13 protein-coding genes are annotated in these 17,518 nt (G+C 74.0%); 11 read left to right on the top strand and 2 right to left on the bottom strand.

Features of this window, described 5'->3' with window-relative positions:
• Positions 1-23 precede the first annotated feature (23 nt).
• Positions 24-701, bottom strand: a complete 678-nt coding sequence (locus DVA86_RS21535) for a class I SAM-dependent methyltransferase (protein ID WP_208880623.1) — start codon at positions 699-701, stop codon at positions 24-26.
• A gap of 758 nt (positions 702-1,459) precedes the next feature.
• Between DVA86_RS21535 and DVA86_RS21530 the strand changes: the two genes are divergently transcribed.
• From DVA86_RS21530 to DVA86_RS21485, 10 genes are all read left to right on the top strand, one after another.
• Positions 1,460-2,449: a polyprenyl synthetase family protein gene (locus DVA86_RS21530; protein ID WP_245996887.1), complete on the top strand. Its 990-nt coding sequence runs from the start codon at positions 1,460-1,462 to the stop codon at positions 2,447-2,449.
• Between the two features lie 101 nt (positions 2,450-2,550).
• A complete protein-coding gene (locus DVA86_RS21525) occupies positions 2,551-3,648 on the top strand; it encodes a UbiA family prenyltransferase (protein ID WP_208880621.1) in 1,098 nt (365 codons plus the stop codon).
• The gene (locus DVA86_RS21520) at positions 3,645-3,899 is read left to right on the top strand and encodes an acyl carrier protein (RefSeq protein ID WP_208880620.1); all 255 of its coding nucleotides are present in this window, start codon (positions 3,645-3,647) and stop codon (positions 3,897-3,899) included. Before DVA86_RS21525 ends, DVA86_RS21520 begins: the two co-directional genes overlap by 4 nt.
• A 1-nt stretch (position 3,900) precedes the next feature.
• Positions 3,901-5,292, top strand: coding sequence for a beta-ketoacyl-[acyl-carrier-protein] synthase family protein (locus tag DVA86_RS21515; RefSeq protein WP_208880618.1), 1,392 nt, complete (start codon positions 3,901-3,903; stop codon positions 5,290-5,292).
• A complete protein-coding gene (locus tag DVA86_RS21510; protein WP_208880617.1) occupies positions 5,289-6,440 on the top strand; it encodes a beta-ketoacyl synthase N-terminal-like domain-containing protein in 1,152 nt (383 codons plus the stop codon). The genes DVA86_RS21515 and DVA86_RS21510 overlap by 4 nt, the downstream gene beginning before the upstream one ends.
• Positions 6,437-8,098 carry a benzoate-CoA ligase family protein gene (locus tag DVA86_RS21505; RefSeq protein WP_208880615.1) on the top strand — a complete coding sequence of 554 codons (1,662 nt, stop codon included), beginning with the start codon at positions 6,437-6,439 and terminating at the stop codon, positions 8,096-8,098. Before DVA86_RS21510 ends, DVA86_RS21505 begins: the two co-directional genes overlap by 4 nt.
• Positions 8,099-8,208: 110 nt before the next feature.
• On the top strand, positions 8,209-8,937 hold the full coding sequence (locus DVA86_RS21500; protein ID WP_208880614.1) for an ABC transporter ATP-binding protein: 729 nt from the start codon (positions 8,209-8,211) through the stop codon (positions 8,935-8,937).
• The gene (locus tag DVA86_RS21495) at positions 8,934-11,573 is read left to right on the top strand and encodes an ABC transporter permease (protein ID WP_208880612.1); all 2,640 of its coding nucleotides are present in this window, start codon (positions 8,934-8,936) and stop codon (positions 11,571-11,573) included. Before DVA86_RS21500 ends, DVA86_RS21495 begins: the two co-directional genes overlap by 4 nt.
• Positions 11,574-11,585: 12 nt before the next feature.
• Positions 11,586-12,983 carry a cytochrome P450 gene (locus DVA86_RS21490; RefSeq protein ID WP_245996886.1) on the top strand — a complete coding sequence of 466 codons (1,398 nt, stop codon included), beginning with the start codon at positions 11,586-11,588 and terminating at the stop codon, positions 12,981-12,983.
• Between the two features lie 3 nt (positions 12,984-12,986).
• Positions 12,987-14,393, top strand: a complete 1,407-nt coding sequence (locus DVA86_RS21485) for a cytochrome P450 (RefSeq protein ID WP_208880610.1) — start codon at positions 12,987-12,989, stop codon at positions 14,391-14,393.
• Between the two features lie 43 nt (positions 14,394-14,436).
• Here the strand turns inward: DVA86_RS21485 and DVA86_RS21480 are convergent, their stop codons facing one another.
• Positions 14,437-16,221 (bottom strand): FAD-dependent oxidoreductase, encoded by a 1,785-nt coding sequence (locus tag DVA86_RS21480; RefSeq protein WP_245996878.1) that lies wholly within the window; start codon positions 16,219-16,221, stop codon positions 14,437-14,439.
• A gap of 240 nt (positions 16,222-16,461) precedes the next feature.
• On the opposite strand from DVA86_RS21480, the gene DVA86_RS21475 reads away from it, so the two are divergent.
• Entirely contained in the window at positions 16,462-17,481 is a 1,020-nt protein-coding gene (locus DVA86_RS21475) for an SAM-dependent methyltransferase (protein ID WP_208880606.1), read from the top strand.
• Positions 17,482-17,518 lie beyond the last annotated feature (37 nt).

Below are 17,518 nucleotides of genomic sequence, written 5' to 3'. Positions count from 1 at the left end.
GCCTCGGACGGTCAGGCTCGTGATCAATACACCTGGCGGCGTGCCAGCAGCACTCCGCCGAGCCTGTCGGCGGCCGACGTGAGCGTGGGGTGGGTCTCGACGGTGAAGCCTGACTCGTCGAGCCAGGCGGCCACTTGGCTCGGGTGGCGGCGGCGGACGTACGACTCCGGCCAGCTCTCGCCGTCCTCCCGCGGCTCGGGCGGCGAGGAGTCGCCGACATGAAAACCCAGCAGCAGCAGACCGCCTGGCCGCAGCACCCGGCGGAAGCCGGCCAGGACCGCGCCGATAGCGTCGTCGGGGACGTGGATGATCGAGTACCAGGCGATCAGGGCTGCCAGCGAACCGTCCGCGAGACCGAGTCGAGTCATCGACCCGACCTCGAACCGCACACCCGGATGCTCACGCCGCGCGATCTCGATCATCCGGGGCGACAGGTCGATGCCGAAGGCGTCCACACCGAGGTCGCGCAGGTGGGCGGTGATCCTCCCGGGCCCGCATCCCACGTCCGCGACGAGCCCGCCGCCGTACGCCCGCACCCGTTCGGCGAACAGCGCCATGACGTCCTGCTCGGCCGGCAGTTCGGCCAGCAGGTTCCGTACCTCGTCCGCGTAGTCGGCGGCGTCGGCGTCGTAGGACGCCCGGGTGTCCGTCAACCACCGCTCGGCCTCTGGCTCTTTCTGCCCGTCCTGCCCGGTGCTCACCCCCACACGCTAGGGCCTGTCGTCAAAGTAGCGCCGTCCGCCGAAGGCGGTGCCCACGGCGTCCGGTGCGTGCAGCTGCAAGGCGGAGTGCCGTCCTCGTAGTGGGCTACTCGGGCGGTGCGACAACGCAGGGGGCACCTCCCGGGCCGTCAAGGCCCAGGGGGAAGATGTGCGTGCAGGGCGTCGTGGGCAAGGCGGGACTTTTACGACAGGCGCTAGCCCAGGAGCCGGTCACCGCACCGGCGCCAGGGCCGCCGGGCCGCCGCCACGCGCGACGAATCGCGTGCCGTATTGCAAACGGCGCCACAGCGAACGCCGCACCCGTGTTCTTTCGGCGTGGCAGAGTCGCGCGGCGTGCGCAGGCATTCGTGCTCCCCATTCCGTGGAATATCCATCCGCGCAAGCAGCCCGTTCCGGTGCTGTCAACCCCCTTGACGACAGCCGGAGTTGGCGGAATCAGCAATTCCGCGATGCCGCCGGAGCGGATTCCCCGCTTCCCGATATCACCGCGTTCGGGCAGGCCGGTTTCGTATTCCCCCGGGGCACTCAAGACCCTGTTGCCATAAGGCGTGAGATGAGTACTCTGGCCCACGCGCCAGTCCCGTTCGTACCGACCGTCTCCCCGTTGACCAACCCGCCCCCGCGGCACGGCCAGAGACGCCGTGCACAGCGCTCTCGTGGGTGTCCCGGAGGATGGCGAGTCACCGGACAGTCAGGGGGAACGTGTGGGCCAGGCTGGAACTTCGCGGCAGTCTCCATTGACCGGGCAGGATCTCTCCACCGAGCTCAAGGCGGACCTGGTCGGTGTCGAGGAGATCATCCGCGAATCGATACAGAGTGAGATGTCCCTGCTCCACGAGGCATCCCGGCATCTGATGGACGCGGGCGGCAAGCGGCACCGCCCGATGCTCACCCTGCTCGCCGCCCGGTTCGGGAATCCGGCCGAACCCGATGTCCTGCGCAGCGCCGCCGCCTGCGAGTTGGTGCACGCCGCCGCGCTCTGCCACGACGACGTGCTCGACGGCGCCACGCTCCGGCGCGGCCGTCCCAGCGTCAACGCGCGCTGGAACGACGCGGTCGCCATGCTCACCGGAGATTTCCTGTTCGCCCAGGCCTTTCTGCTGCTGGCCCGGCTGCCGACGCTGGAGGCGCGGCTGGAGGTCAACACCTTCGTACGGCTCGTCACCGGCCAGATCCGGGAAATGGCCGGTCCCGCCGACGACGAGGACCCGACCGACTACTACGCCACCATGGTCTCCGAGAAGACCGCCTCGCTGCTGACCGCCTGCCTGCGGCTCGGCGCGCTGGCGTCGGGGGCGGACGAGGGGTCCGTACGGGCGCTGGAGCGGTACGGCGAGGCGTTCGGCCTGGCCTTCCAGATCTCCGACGACCTGCTCGACCTGTTCGGGGAGGAGGAGAAATCCGGCAAGCGGCCGGGCACCGATCTGCTGAAGGGCGCCCCCACGCTGCCGCTGCTGTACGCGCTGAGCAGCCCCGGCAAGGACAGCGACCGGCTGCGGGACCTCCTCGGCACCGCCGCCCCCGAGGGCCGCCGCACGCAGCTCACCGACGAGGAGTGCGCCGAGGCCATCGGCCTGCTGCGGCACCATCCCGCCGTGGGACGGGCCCGCGAGCGGCTCGACGCGTACGTCGAGGAGGCACGCGCCGCTCTCGGGCCGCTACCGGACGGGTCCGCGAAGGACACCCTCGACCTGCTGTGCGCGGGTGTCGCGCACCGCGCCAGCTGACCGCCGTACGGACTCCCGTACGGACTCCGCCAGGCCGGACCGCCCCGGCTCCCGACCCCGCCCGCTCGGAGCAGCACACATCACTGTGGAGTGGCGAACCCTTGACCAGAACCGACGCGCTGCTGCGGGCCACCAGCGTCCGCTTCACCGCCCTGTACTTCCTGCCGTACTACACCGCTCTCGTCGCCGAGGGACGGGCCCGCTGGGAGTGGGTCGCGCTCGGGGCCGTCTACTGGTTCGCGCACGGTCTGGGCACGGAGTCGCTCAACCGGCTCGCCGACCGCGCCGAGGACGAGATCAACCGGCCCGAACGCACCGAGCTGTGCCGCCGGGCCGGCTTTCCGTTGCTGCGCCGCGCGGCGTTCGCCGGGTGGGCCGCCGTGCTGCTGCTGGACGCGGTGCTGCTCGTGCTGCATCCGGACCCGTGGCTGGCGCTGTTCCTCTTCCTCGCCGGGTTCAGCGGCGTCAACTACTCCTACGGGCTGCGGCTTTCCCGTAACCGCTACCTCGCGCCGCTGCTGCTGACCTTCCACTTCGGCGGCACGTTCGTCATCGGCACGGTGCTCGCGCAGGAGCGGTGGAACGCCGACGTGCTGCGGGACTTCGCCGGCTACGGGCTGCCGTTCTTCGCCGTCGGCATGGTGACGCTGCTGGCGCTCGGCGGCGCCAAGGACCTCACCGACCTGGCGGGTGACGCCAGCATCGGCTACCGCAGCGTGTGGATCGACCTGCTGCGCCGGCACGGCAGCCGGCTCGCGGGCGCGATGGTCGGCTCGACATACGTCCTCGTCACGGTGTTCGTGCTCGCCGGCGCCTTCCCCCGGCGGTTCCTGCTGTGGCTGCTGCTGATCCCGGTCGCGGCGGCCCTGAGCCGCTGCCTGTGGCGGGCGTCCACCCCCGTGGAACGGCACGCGACGCGCGAGTTCTTCTACCAGTACTGGGTGCTGTCCCTGTCCGTCGCCGCGCTGCTGTACGCGCCGCACTGGGCGACGCTCGGCGGGGTCGCGGCCGGTGCCGCCTTCTGGGCGCTCACCACGCAGCGCCTCCACTGGTCCGGCGGGATCAGCGCCGCGACCGTACGGACCGTCATCGCGCTCGCCTCCGGCAGCCGGCCGGCGGCAGCGGGGGCGGAGCCGCAGCAGCACGGCCGGGAGCCCCTGACGCCGTACTCAACGGAACGAGAGGAGAGGGCCGGATGACGACACCGGGGTCCGAAAGCGAGATCCGCGAGATCGTACGCGAACACGCCCTGCGGATCTTCGAGTTGAAGCCCGAGGCGCTGGGCGACGAGACCGACTTCCGGGAGGCGGGGGGCGACTCGCTGCAGCACCTCGAACTCGTCGCCGCGCTCCGCGACCGGCTCGGCGTCGAGTACACGGTCTCCGACGAGACGGAGATGCACTCGGTCAGCGCCACCGTGAAGATCACGCTGCGGGCTCTGGGGGTGTGAGTTGGGCGGTACGGGGGAGCGGCGGCGGGTCGTCGTCACCGGCCTCGGGATCGTCTCCGCGCTCGGCACCGGCGCCGGGGAGTTCTGGAGCGCGGCGTGCGAGGGGCGCGTGGGCACCGGACCCGTCACCCTCTTCGACACCGCCGACTGCCTCACGCACCACGGCGGCGAGATCCGCGACTGGACGCCGCCCTGGCCCGACGACTCGTACGGGCACGGTCCGCTGACCCGCAGCGAGTCCTTCGCGCTGGCCGCCACCCGGCTGGCGCTCGCCGACGGCGGCCTCGCGGACCCCGGCCCGGACGCCGGCGGCCGCCTGGCGGGGCCGTACGAACCGGAGCGCGTGGGCGCGGCGTTCGGCATCGTCGTCGGGAACCGGCCCGGCCTGGAACCGGCGATGCGGGCGGCGTACGCGGATACGGCGGGGGCGGAGACGGCGTACGCGGAGCCGGTGGGGGCGGAGCCGACCGGGGCGGAGGCCGGCGCCCCGTCACGGCCGGGCGCGCCGCCGTCACCGCTGCCGCCCGCCCTGCCGTCCCAGCCGTACAACCCGTCCCGGATCAGCGCACTGCCCGCCGTCTCCTTCCGGCTCCACGGCCCGCACCTGCTGCTGCCCACCGCCTGCGCCGCGGGCAACGAGGCCGTCGCGCAGGCCGCCGACGCCATCGCGGAGGGGCGCGCCGACGCGATGCTCGCGGGCGGCAGCGACGAGCTGTCCGAGGCGATGTTCCTGATGTTCACGAGCTTCCGCGCGCTCTCGCCCGACGTCGTACGGCCCTTCGACGCGCACCGCGCCGGACTGCTGCTCGGCGAGGGCGCGGGAGTGCTGCTGCTGGAGTCCGAGGAGGGCGCCCGCGCGCGCGGCGCGCCCGCGCTCGCCGTCGTCGCCGGGCACGGCAACGTCTCCGACGCGTACCACATGACGGCCCCTCACCCTGAGGGCCGGGGCGCGGTGCTGTCCATGCGGGCCGCGCTGCGCGGCGCCGGGCTCGGCCCCGACGGCATCGACCTCGTCAGCGCCCACGGGACCGGCACCCCCGCCAACGACCGGGCGGAGTCCCGGGCCCTCGCCGAGGTCTTCGGAGAGGGGACGCGGAGCGCGGAGCCGCTGCCGGTGACCGCGCTCAAGTCGCTGCTCGGGCACGCCCAGGGCGCGGCCGGGGCGATCGCCGCCGCCGCGTGCGTCCTCGCGTTGCGCGACGGCGTCGCGCCGCCGACCGCCAACGTGACGGCCCCGGACCCCAACTGCCTCACCGGCGGACTGGAGCTGGTCCGCGACAAACCGCGGCACCTGCCGCTGCGCGCCGCCATGAACAACGCGTTCGGCTTCGGCGGCAACAACTGCTGCGTGGTCTTCACCCGGGCGGACGCCGGAGCGGGGGAGGGGACATGACGTACGTCCCGCACGGCGGCGACGTCGTGGTGACCGGAATCGGGGCGCTCACCTCGGCGGGCGTCGGGCACGAGGCACTGCGGCGGCGCGCGGACGCGCCCCGCGGCGCCGCTGCACGGGAAGCGGAGGCGCGGGTCCCGCCCGCGCCGCCGGGACAGCCGGAGGCGGCGCCCGTACGGCTGGCGGCGCTCGCCCCGTACGACCCGGCCGAACACCTCCCCACGGCCAAGGGAGTCCGCACGCTGAGCGCGGAGAGCCGGGCGTTCGCCGTCGCGGCGGCGGACGCCTGCCGGCACGCGGGCCTGCCCGGCACCTGGGACCGGGACCCCGCGGTCGGGGTCGCGGCGGGCACGACCAGCGCCGGACTGGAGGACTACGCCGCGCTGTTCGCGACCCGGCTGGCGCGCGGCGTCGGCCGCGTCAACCCCGCGCAGGGCCCGCAGACCGGGCTGAACGCGCCTGCCTCCGCCGTCTCCATCCTCACCGGTGCGGCGGGCCCGAACCTCACCGTGGCCACGGGCCGCGCCGCCGCCCTCGACGCGCTGGCCGGGGCCGCCCGCGCGATCCGTACGGGGGACGCCGGCGTCATGCTCGCGGGCGGCGTCCAGCTCCTCGGCCACGCCGAACTCACCGCCCGCCGCCGGGCCGCCGACGACGCGGTGCTCGTGCCGGGGGAGGCGGCGGTGCCGGGGGAGGCGGCGGTCGTCCTCGTGCTGGAGTCCGGCGCCGCCGCGCGCGCCCGGGGCGCGCGCGTGCTGGCCCGGCTCCTGGGCGCGGGCTCGGCGTTCGGGCCGCCGGAGAGCGGGCCGGGGGAGCGCGCCACCCGGGCGGCCCTCGCCGAGGCGGGCCTCGACGGGCCCTCGCCCACCGCGAACGGCGCCCCGGCGAACGGCACCCAGGCCAACGGCCTCCCGGCGCCCGCCCGTCCCGTACCGGACGCGTCCGCCGTGGCGGACGCCTTCGGCGACTGCACCGGGGCCGCCGGCGCCGTGCAGGCGGCCCTCGCCGTACTCGGCCTCACGCCCCCCGCCACGGCCCCTGCTACGGCCCCTGCCACGGCCCTCGCCCTGGTGTGCGCCACCGACCCGGACGGCCCCGCCGCCGCACTCGTCTTCGGCACGTCCCGCGATGGAGGTACCCCGTCATGACGCAGCCACTCGACAGCGCATCCGGCCCGGCCGTACCGCCGGACGGGAACAGCGTGCACCGGTTCCTGGACGACCATCTGACGGCGGGTCACGGCGACGCGCTGTGCGCGGTGACCGAGCACGAGCGGGTCACGTACCGCGAGATGCACGCCAGGGCCTGCCGGGCCGCGAACGCCTTCGCCGCCGCGGGCGTCGGGTACGAGACCCGGGTCGCGCTGGTGCTGCCGGACAGCCCGGACTATCTGGCCTGCGTGCTCGGGCTGCTGCGGCTGGGCGCCGTCCCGGTGCCGCTGTCCACGCAGCTCACCACGGACGACTACGCCCGGATCTTCAGCGACTGCCGGCCGCGGCTCGCCGTCGTCGGGCCGGCGCAGCTCGCCGCCGTACGGGCCGCGCCCGGCGCCGCCGGACTGGCCAAGGCGAGCTGGCCGCGCGAGATCTGGGTCGCGGCCGACAAACACACGGGCCCCGAACCCGCGTTGGGCGGGCTCCTCGCCGAAGCCGCCGAGGAGTGCCCCGTCGCGCCGGTCAGCGTGGACGACATGGCCGTCATCCAGTACACCTCCGGCAGCACCGGGGCGCCGCGCGGCGTGGTGCACCTGCACCGCGGGCTGCTGGCGGTGCTCGACACGTTCCCCGTACGGCTCGGGCTGACCCGCGGCGACCTGTGCCTGTCGGCGGCCAAGCTGTCGTTCGGCTACGGCTTCGGCAACTCCTTCCTGTTCCCGCTCGCCGCGGGCGCCGCCACGCTGCTGATGCCGGAGCCCGCCGAGGCGGCGCGGGTGCTGCGGCTCGTCGCGCAGCGCCGGCCGACCGTGCTGTGCGCCGTGCCGGCGCTCTACTCGGCGATGCTCACCGTCGTCGAGCGCAGCGGGACGTCCGACGCGGACGCGGACCTCAGCAGCGTGCGCCGGTACGTGTCGGCCGGAGAGCCGCTGCCGCCGAGCCTCGCCGAGCGCTGGCACGCGCTGACGGGCGTCGGCATCGTCAACGGCCTCGGCTCCACCGAGTGCCTGCACATCTTCATCGCCACCGAGCCCGGCACCACCCCGCCCGGCTCCTCCGGCACCGTCGTGCCCGGCTTCGAGGCCGAACTCCGCGACGAGCAGGGCCGGTTGCTGGGCCCCGGCGAGACCGGCCACCTGTGGGTGCGCGGCGAGGCCAACGCCGCGCGCTACTGGAACGACCAGCCCGCGACCCGGGCCACCATGGCCGGCGGCTGGAACCGCACCGGGGACCAGCTCAGCCGCGACGCGGACGGCGTGTTCACCTTCGTCGCCCGCTCGGACGACGTGCTGAAGGTCGGCGGGTACAAGGTCGCGCCCACCGAGATCGAGGACTGCCTGCTGCGGCACCCCGCGGTCGCCGAGTGCGCCGTCGTCGGCGTGCCGGGACCGCACGCCACCACGGAGGTCATCGCGTACGTACGCCCGCACGACGGCGGCCACGGCGACGAGGACGACCTGCGCGGCGAGCTGCGGGCCCACGTACGCGCCGGACTCGCGCGCTTCAAGCAGCCGCGCACCCTGCGTCTGGTGGACGCGCTGCCCCGCACCTCCACCGGCAAGATCGCGCGGCACGCGCTGCGCGGCGCCGCCCGCGAGGCCGCGGCCGGTACGCCGGGGGCGCCCGGTACGCCCGGTGATCCATTGGATTAGCCGTACCCGTGTTGGACAGACTGTGCCACGCACGGAAACGGCACAGTGACGCGTGAGGATCGACTGCTCCGCACCTGGCTGCGGGGCTTCGGAAGAGGGGAGACCCGTACATGGCCGCACTCCGGCTGGACGGCGTGGTGCACGACTATCTGCGCGGCCGTCAGCCCGTACGCGCCCTGAACGGCGTGTCGTTGACGATCGGGGGCGGCCAGTGCGTCTCCGTGCTGGGGCCCAGCGGCTCGGGCAAGAGCACCATGCTGCACGTGATGGGGGCGCTCGACATCCCCTCCGAGGGCCGGGTGTTCATCGACGACACGGACCTGGCGGCGCTCGACGACGACGCGCTGTCCGATCTGCGCCGCCGCCGTGTCGGGTTCATCTTCCAGTTCTTCAACCTCCTGCCGGCGCTGACCGCCTGGGAGAACGTCGCCGTCCCGCGCCTCCTGGACGGCGTGAAGCCCGGTTCCGTACGGGAGGAGGCGATGGCGCTGCTGGAACGCGTCGGCCTCGCGGACCGCGCGGAGCACCGGCCCGGCGAGCTGTCCGGCGGGCAGATGCAGCGGGTCGCCATCGCCCGCTCCCTGATCATGGACCCCGGGATCGTCCTCGCCGACGAGCCCACCGGAAACCTCGACTCGCGCACCGGGGACGAACTCCTCGACCTGCTCGCCTCCCTCGCACACGACGGCTCGGAGCGTTCGGTGGTGATGGTGACCCACAGCATGGACGCCGCGCTGCGCAGCGACCGCGCGGTGCTGCTGACGGACGGTGAGGTCGCCGGGGACGGCGTTCCCGGGGACGTGGTCGCCAAGTTCATCGGGGAGGGACGGCGTCCGTGAGCGGTGAGGAAGCCGAGGAAGAGAGCAACTCCGGCGCGGCGAAGGCCGGTTCCCGTCCCCCGCGCGGCGGGCGGCCCGGCGGCCCCGGCGTCGTCGCGGCGCGGCTGCGCCTGTTCAACCTGCGCTATCTGCGCCAGCACCCGGCCCGTACCGCGCTGTCCCTCTCGGTGCTGACGGTCGCGGCCGCGCTCATCGTCGCCGTGCTCGGCATCTACGGCTCGGTCGGCGGCTCCTCGGGGCGGCTCGCCGGCCAGGTCGCCGGGAGCGCTGACATCGAGGTCACCGGCCGTACGGACGACGGGATCAGCGCCGCCGAGGTGCGCCGGGCCGGACAGGTCGAGGGCGTCAAGGCGGCCGTGCCGCTGGTGCGTTCGCCCGTCGAGGTGGACGGCGAGCGGGTGCTGCTGTTCGGCACCGACAGCACGGCCTCCGCGCTCGACAGCGACCTGACCGGTGTCGCCGCCGACGCCGCGCGGCGGACCGGGGGCGAGGGCGGCGCCCCGGACCGCGACGCGGTGCTGGCCGGCCCCGGCATCACGGGGGTCAAGGGCGGCGGCGACCGCACGGCCGGCACGGTGCGGGTCGCGTCCATGGCCGGTACGTCGTCCGAGGTGCCCGTCGCGGCGCGGCTCGAGGGCGAGGCGGCCGGGAACGTCAACGACGGCGCGTACCTGCTCGCCTCGCTGCCCACCGCGCAGCGGCTCGCGGGTCTCGGGGACCGCGTCGAATCCGTACTGGTCGTCGCCGAGCCGGGAGCGGACACCGGGGCGCTGCGCGACCGGCTCGCGAAGGAGCTGGGGCCGGGCGCGTTCGTCGCCGACCCCTCCTTCCGTGCCGACCAGGCCGACGACGCGACGGCGATGGTCCGCAACATCACGCTGCTGGTCGCCTTCATGGCGCTGGTCGTCGCCGCGTTCCTGATCTTCAACAGCATGAACATGGCCGCGGCCGAACGGCGCGGGGAAATGGCCTCGTTGCGTGCTCTGGGCTCCCGGCGCCGCCCCATCCTGCGGGACTTCCTGCTCGAGTCACTGCTGCTGGCCCTCGTCGGCGGCGCGGTCGGCAGCCCCCTGGGCTACGCGATGGCGGGCGCCAGCATCAGCTCCCTGCCGCCGGTCATCACCGACGCGGTGGACGCCAAGGTCGAACTGGCCGTGCCCGCGAGCGCGGTGCCCTCCGCCGTCCTCGCGGCGGTCGCCGCCTCGCTGGCCGCCTCGTGGCTGGCGGCCCGCCGCGCCTCACAGGTCCCGCCCGTGGAGGCCATGCGCACCGCCGACCCGTCGGTCGGCGCCGCCGGAGAGGCGGGCGGCAGGGGCCGGGTGTGGGCGCTGGTCCTCGGCGTCCTGCTCATCGCGGGCGCGTTCACCGTGGCCGCGGCGTACGACGACGCGCGCTCCTTCGGCGGCGGCTCGCTCCTGCTGCTCGGCGTGATCCTGCTGGCGTACGCGCTGATCGGGCCGCTCACCCGCGCCGTCGCGTGGCTGGCGGCGCGCATGGGGCCGTCGGGCCGTATCGCCGCCTCCGCCGTGGAGAGTTCACCGCGCCGCGCGTGGGCGACGGGCATGACCGTGTGCCTGGCCGTCGCCATCGGCGTCGCCACCACGGGCTCCTCGCAGAACACGGTGGACGCCGCGTCGAAGAACGTCTCCACGCTCGCCGACTCCGACCTGATCGTGCAGCGCGCCGCCAAGGACGTGCTGCCCGTACGGCCGCTGCTGCCGCGCGAGACGCAGCGCACGCTGGAGGGGACCGAGGGCGTCGAGCGCGTCGTCGCCGGCCAGTTCACCTACCTCAACCAGCCGGGCAAGCGCGCCCTGCTGCTCGGCATGGACGGTCCGAGCAACTCGACGGCGTACCGGCTCGCCTCACCCGAGGCGCGCGAGCAACTCCTCGCGGGCACGGGCGCCGTGGTCTCCGGCACGTACGCCAAGGAGAAAGGGCTGGAGAAGGGCGACACCCTCACCCTGCCGACAGCACGGGGCGAGCAGCGCATCCGCGTCGCGGACGTCGTGGACTACGTCAGCATGGACGCCGGGCTCATCGCGCTCTCCCTCGACCGCCTCACCGGGTGGTTCGGCCCCTCCGGCGCCTCGTACTACGAGGTGCTGCTCGCGCCGGGCGCCGACGAGGCGGCGGTGCGCGACCGCATCGAGGGGCACGCCGAGGCGCAGCCGTACCCGGTGCACGTCCTCGACGGCAGCGAGTCCGTGGCCGCCACGGAGTCCGCGGTCAAGCAGGTGGGTTCGCTGGCGCTCGCGCTGCAGTGGGTGATCGCGGGCGTGGCGGGGCTGGCGCTGCTCAACACGCTGATGCTGTCCGTGGTCGAGCGCCGCCGCGAACTGGGCATCCTGCGCGCACTGGGCAGCAGCAGACGGTACGTGCGCCGGGTGATCCTCACCGAGGCAACAGCGGTGAGCGTGGTGGGCGGGGCCGGCGGGCTCGTCGTCGGCACGGCCCTGCACTACCTCTCGACGGACGTGATGGCCAAAACTCTCGCCATGGACATCCCGTTCGAGCCCGCCCCGGCGGCGCTGGCCCTCGCCGTCGGCGCCGTCCTCATCGCCCTCGCGGGCTCGGTGCCCCCGGCGCGCCGCGCGGGCAGGCTCAACGTGGTGCAGGCGATCGGCTATGAGTAGCGGGAGGCGCCCGTGAACGGGGAACCCACCGGAGACCGGCACGGGATACGGGCCCGCGCGCCCGGCCCCCGCCCGCACCGGATGCCCGGCCTGCTGCGGCTCGCCGTCTCCGACCCGATCCGCTCGATGTACCAGACGGTCAGCCGCTATGGCGACGTCGTACGGCTGCCGCTCGCGCCCGGCCGCGGCATCCACCTGTTCTGCCGCCCCGAACACGTCGAGCACGTCCTGGTCGACCGGGAGCAGCGCTACGGCAAGGCGTTCACGTACCGCCCGCTGCGCGAGTGGATCGGGCTCGGCCTGATCACCAGCGACGGCGAGCTGTGGGAGACCCAGCGCCGGCTGATCCAGCCGCTGTTCTCGCACCGCCAGGTGGAGAACCTCCGCCCGCTCATGGTCGCCGCCGTCGACCGGATGCTCACCGAGTGGGACAGCCGCCCGGACGGCACCGTCGTGGACGCCACCGGCGTGATGAGCGGGCTGACCCTGGACATCGTCGGCGCCTCCCTGTTCGGCGCCGACCTGACCGGTGACCGCGACAGCGTCTACGACGCCGTCGAGACCCTCCAGGACGCCGTCACGAAGGTCATCAAGAACCCGCTGACCTGGGTCTCGCCGCGTGCCGCGCGCCGTGTCAGCCCCGGCTTCCGGCAGTGGGACCGCGCGAAGGACACCATCGACCAGGTGGTGGCCCGCGTCATCGCCGACCGCCGGGCCGGCCGCGGCCACGGGCGGGAGCGGCCGGACCTGCTGGACGCGCTGCTGGAGGCCCGTTACGAGGACGGCTCCGCCATCAGCCCCGGCCAACTCCGGGACGAGATCGTCACGTTCTTCATGGCGGGCCACGAGACGAGCGCCACCTGCCTGGCCTGGACGCTGTATCTGCTGTCCACCGCGCCCGAGGTGCGCGAGCGGCTGGAGGAGGAGGTCGACTCGGTGCTGGCCGGCCGGCCGCCCACCCAGGAGGACACCGACAAGCTGGTGTGGACACGGGCCGTGCTGCACGAGGCCATGCGGCTCTACCCGCCCGTGTGGACCGTGGAGCGTGACGCGGCGGCCGACGACGAGGTGGGCGGGTGGCCCGTACGCGAGGGGGACACGGTCATCGTCCCGCCGTACCTCGTACACCGGCACCCGGGGGTGTGGGAGAGCCCGGAGGCGTTCGACCCGTCCCGCTTCCTGCCCGACCGCGCGGCCGGGCGGCACCGGCACGCGTTCATCCCCTTCGGCGGCGGCAAGCGCGGCTGCATCGGCAACGCGTTCGCGATGATCGAGGTGGTGCTCGCCCTCGTCATGGTCACCCAGCGGTACCGGCTGGACCTGCTGCCGGGCTTCGAGCCGGTGCCCAAGGTGACGGTGACGCTGCGCCCGTTGCACGAGATGGCGATGACGCTGCGGCGGAGGGACTGAACGATGCACGCAGGAAGCACCACCGGCCAGGCCCCCGTACGTGCCACCGCGCCGCGTACCGCCGCCGGCCCCGGACGGGCCGAGGCGGCCCTGCTGCTGCCGGAGATCGGCCGGGACCCGCTGAGCGCGGCACTCGGGCTGTACCGGCGCTACGGCGACCTCGTACGGGTGCCGTTGCTGCCGCGGCACACCCTGTTCCTGATGTGCCATCCGGCGCACGCCGAGCACGTGCTCGTCTCGAACGAGGCCAACTACCGCAAGGCCGCCACGTACCGGCCGCTGCGCGTCTTCCTCGGCGACGGCCTCGTCACCAGTGAGGGCGCGCTGTGGGAGCGGCAGCGCAGGCTCATTCAGCCGATCTTCTCGCACCGCAGGGTCAGCGGCTTCCTGCCCGGGATGACCGCGCAGGTGCGCGGCACCCTCGACGGCTGGGACCTGCTGCCCGACGGAGCGCTGGTGCACGTCTCGGAGACGATGAGCCGGCTCACCCTGAACATCGTCGGCGAGGCGCTGTTCGGCGCCGACCTGCGCGGTGCGGGGGAGCGGGTCTCCGCGGCCGTCACCGGCATGCAGGACTTCGCGACGACCGCGATGCGGAACCCGCTGCTGCTGCCCGCGCCCCGGCTGGGCCTGCGTACGACGCCCGGCTACCGCACGTGGCGCGGCACGGTCGAGGCGATCGACGCCGTGGTCGAGCAGGTGGCCGCAGAGCGGCGCGCGGGCGGCGGCCCCGCAGGGGAGCGGCACGATCTGATGGACGCGCTGCTGGAGGCCCGTTACGAGGACGGCTCCGCCATCAGCCCCGGCCAACTCCGGGACGAGATCGTCACCTTCCTGATGGCCGGCCACGAGACCAGCGCCACGGTGCTCACCTGGACCTGCCATCTGCTGGCCGCCCATCCGGCGGCCAGGCGGCGGCTGGAGGAGGAGGTCGACGGGGTGCTGGGCGGGCGCGAGCCCGAACTCGCCGACGTGGACCGGCTGGTGTGGACGAAGGCGGTGCTCAGCGAGGCGATGCGGCTCTACCCGCCGTTCTGGACGCTGGAGCGGAGCGCGGTGGAGGACGACGAGATCGACGGCGTGCCGGTCCCGGCGGGCAGCACCGTCGCGGTGCCCCCGTACCTCGTGCACCGGCACCCGGCCGCCTGGGACAACCCGGAGGGCTTCGACCCCTCCCGCTTCCTGCCCGGCGCGGGAGAGGGACGGCCGAAGCACGCGTTCATCCCGTTCGGCAGCGGGCGGCGCGGCTGCGTGGGCAACGTGTTCGCGCTCCTTGAGACCGTCGCCGCCGTCGCCATGCTGGCGCAGCGCTTCCGCCTGGACCTGGCGCCGGGCGGCGTGCCCCGCGTACAGCCGACGGTCACGCTGCGGCCGCGCGGCGGCCTGCGCATGGTGCTGCGGCGCCGGTGACCCCGGGGGTCTCGCCCAGAGGTCACCGGCCCCGCTCCGGCGGTCAGAACTCCCAGGGCGTGTCGAGGATGTGCGGCAGGCCGAGCCGGTAGCGGACGTCGTCGGCCTTGCGCAGCAGCCCGAACTCCGGCGGCACGTACAGCTCGTGCACCGTGCACGGGTCGGCGTCCGAACCGGCCTCCTCCAGCAGGGCGTTGACGGCCCGCTTGGCCGTCTCGTTGGCGCCCTCCATCGTGGCGCAGCTCAGGTTGTCCCGGACGTAGTCGGCGGCGAGGAACAGGTTGGGCACGGCGGTGCGGTGGCCGGGCCGGTTGTCCCAGGAGCCCGTCTCGGAGACGATCAGCGGCTCGTCGTTGGCGGCCGTGGAACCGCCGCCGGGGTAGCTGATCGCCGGGTCCAGGTGCCAGCGCAGCACGGCCTCTTCCGGCAGGACCGTACGCCCGGTGTCCTCGAGCGCGGCACGCATCTGCGCGAGCGTGTCCTCGGCGATCTCCTCCGGGGTGCACTCGCGCGCCGGCTTCTTGTGGACGATGCCGGGCTCGTCCCACTGGGCGATGTTCACCGAGAACGACTCGGCGGCCGTGCCGTCGCCGTACTCGGCGGGGAAGTCGCCCCAGTACTGCGCCTGGCTCAGGGAGACCAGCGCCCAGGGCGAGTCGAGGTAGTCGACGAAGCCGTTGAGTACGGGCGTCGGCCGGTCCAGATAGAACTGGATGCCGTTCATCCACTCCGTGCGCAGCCTGTCCATACGGGCCAGCGCGGGGTCGGCCCGGCGCAGCGCCGGGCTCCACAGCTTGCGGGCGCGCTCGACGGGCATCGCGCACACGTACCAGTCGGCCTCGATGGCGCGGCTCTCGCCGCCCGGCCCGCCGGCCCGGCCGCCGGAGATCCGCCCGTCGCCGCCGAGCGCCAACTCCTCGACCGTCCAGCCGACCTGGAAGCGCACGCCGCGCTGCCGCAGGTACGCCACCCAGGGCCGGATCCACGACTCGCTGGTCGGCGCGTCCAGCACGCGGCCCAGCTTGCCGGTGCTGCCGCGCCCGGCCAGCGCGTAGAAGTACAGCTCGGTGAGGATGCCGGTGGCGCGCGTCGAGGCGATGTCGGGGCGTGACGCCACCAGATGCGTGGTGAGGCCCTCCGCGAACAGCTTGCGGAACTCCTCGCTCATCTCCTCCGTACGCAGGAAGTCCCGCCAGGGCGTCTTCTCCCACTGCCCGAACCGGCGCTTCTCGCCGCTCGTCGCGAAGATCGCGATCTGCCGCGCGAAGAACGCCGTCTCGTGCGGCGGCAGTTCGCCCAGCTGCTGGGCGAGCGCGGTCACCAGCCGCTGGATGTCCTCGAGCGACGGCAGGCCGTCCGGGTTGGACTCGAGCTGCAGGTCCTCACGGCCGCCGGTGCGCGAGTACAGCACGCCCGCCTGCGCCACCAGATGGTCGTGCACGCTCTCGTCGCCCCCGCCCGCGGCCGGGATGCGCGCCATCGTCTCGGGCAGGTGGTGGTAGAAGCCCGGGACGTAGCGGAAGCCGTGCTCGCCGGGCAGGTCCTTGCGGCCGCCGGTGCCCGTGCCCTGCACGGGTATGGAACGGGACTTGCCGCCCAGCTCCTTGCGCTCCCAGACGGTCACCTCGAAGCCGCGCTCCGCCAGCTCCTGCGCGGCCGTCAGCCCCGCGACACCGCCGCCTAAGACGGCGACGCGGCGCCGCTCGCCCTCGGCCGCGAGGGCGGGCACGCCGCCGAAGCCGAGCGCGGTCGCGCCGACGCCCAGTGACCCGGCGACGAAAGTACGGCGGGCGGTGCCACGAGACTGCCGGTTGGGTCCGTTTTCCACCACGTTTCTCCTTCTTGCCATGAGTTCTCGTCCCCCGTCTGCGCGCGGTGTTCCAGGGTGGGGCCGGTCCGGCATTCCCGGCTCATTCCGCCCGGGGCGCCAAGTGGCCGTGCGATTCAGCGTGATCATGGTGCAAGCGGGAAAACGACGCTACCGGTCATCTGGTTGGCGTCAAGGGGGAGTTCTACGCTTGCCTCCACTCGTCCATGCCCCGCTTCGGCGAACGGGAGGAACTCCGGCGTGCCTTCAAGCAAATTGAGCAGGACCGTCCGTGCGGTACTCAGCCAGCCCGATCCCACCGCCCACGCACTGCTGCTCCGGGATTCGCAGCAGTTCACGCGGATGCATTTCCTCTCCGCGGCGGTGCGCCTCGGACTGCTGGAGGCGCTGGCGTCACCCGCGACGGCCGCCGAGCTCGAGGAGCGGCTAGGTGTCGACGCGACCCGCACCACGCAGTTCCGGCTCTTCCTCGAACTCGGCTGCTCCGTCGGCGAGCTGGGGTCGCGGGGCGGCGCGTACCGCCTGAAGGGCCGCCGGGCCCGCGCCCTGGCCGGCCGCAACGGCAGCGTGCTGCGGGCCCTGCTGGAGGAGCAGACCGCGTACCACGACACCGTCTACCGCGAGCTGCCCGAGACGCTGCGCGGCGGGGCACTCGGCGACCACCTGCCCCGGTACGCGGGGGTCATCGCCGAGTCCTCGCGCATCGCCGAGGGCGTCATCACCGGGTACGTGCGGGAGGCCGTACGGGAGGCGCCCGGCGGGCGCGTACTGGACGTGGGCTGCGGCTCCGGCGTCTATCTGCGGGCCGCCGCCGACCGGCCCGGCAGCACCGGCACCGGCCTTGACGTGCAGCCTGCCTCCGTCGAGCTGGCCGAGGCCAACCTCGACCGCTGGTCGCTCGCCGACCGGTTCACCGTCCGCCAGGGCGATGTGCGCGAGGCCGAACTGGACGGCCCGTACGACGTCGTCCTGCTGCTGAACAACGTCTACTACTTCGAGCCCAAGGAACGCCCCGCGCTCTTCCGCACGCTGCGCGGGGCGCTGAGCGAGGGCGGCACGCTGGTGCTGGTCTCGATGTTCCACGACAGCGGCAACCCCACCGCCCTCGGGCTGGACCTGGTGCTCGCCTGCACCCAGGGCTGCCACGCGCTGACCACGCCGCAGGAGCTGGCGCCCGAGCTGCGCGAAGCCGGGTTCGGGCAGATCCGCACGGACCAGCTCGTGGCCGGGCAGAGCCTGTGCGCGCTGCGCGCCTCCTGAGCCGCGCCTTCTGAGGCGTGCTTTCCGAGCCGTGCCG

The sequence above is a fragment of the Streptomyces armeniacus genome (assembly GCF_003355155.1).
In the GTDB taxonomy this organism is placed as follows: domain Bacteria; phylum Actinomycetota; class Actinomycetes; order Streptomycetales; family Streptomycetaceae; genus Streptomyces; species Streptomyces armeniacus.
This window is presented reverse-complemented; position numbering and strand designations above follow the sequence as displayed.

Excerpts from the sequence above, each read along its gene's own strand:
- DVA86_RS21520 (WP_208880620.1), top strand. The coding sequence starts at position 3,645 with ATGACGACACCGGGGTCCGAAAGCGAGATCCGCGAGATCGTACGCGAA.
- DVA86_RS21510 (WP_208880617.1), top strand. The coding sequence starts at position 5,289 with ATGACGTACGTCCCGCACGGCGGCGACGTCGTGGTGACCGGAATCGGG.
- DVA86_RS21505 (WP_208880615.1), top strand. The coding sequence starts at position 6,437 with ATGACGCAGCCACTCGACAGCGCATCCGGCCCGGCCGTACCGCCGGAC.
- DVA86_RS21500 (WP_208880614.1), top strand. The coding sequence starts at position 8,209 with ATGGCCGCACTCCGGCTGGACGGCGTGGTGCACGACTATCTGCGCGGC.
- DVA86_RS21485 (WP_208880610.1), top strand. The coding sequence starts at position 12,987 with ATGCACGCAGGAAGCACCACCGGCCAGGCCCCCGTACGTGCCACCGCG.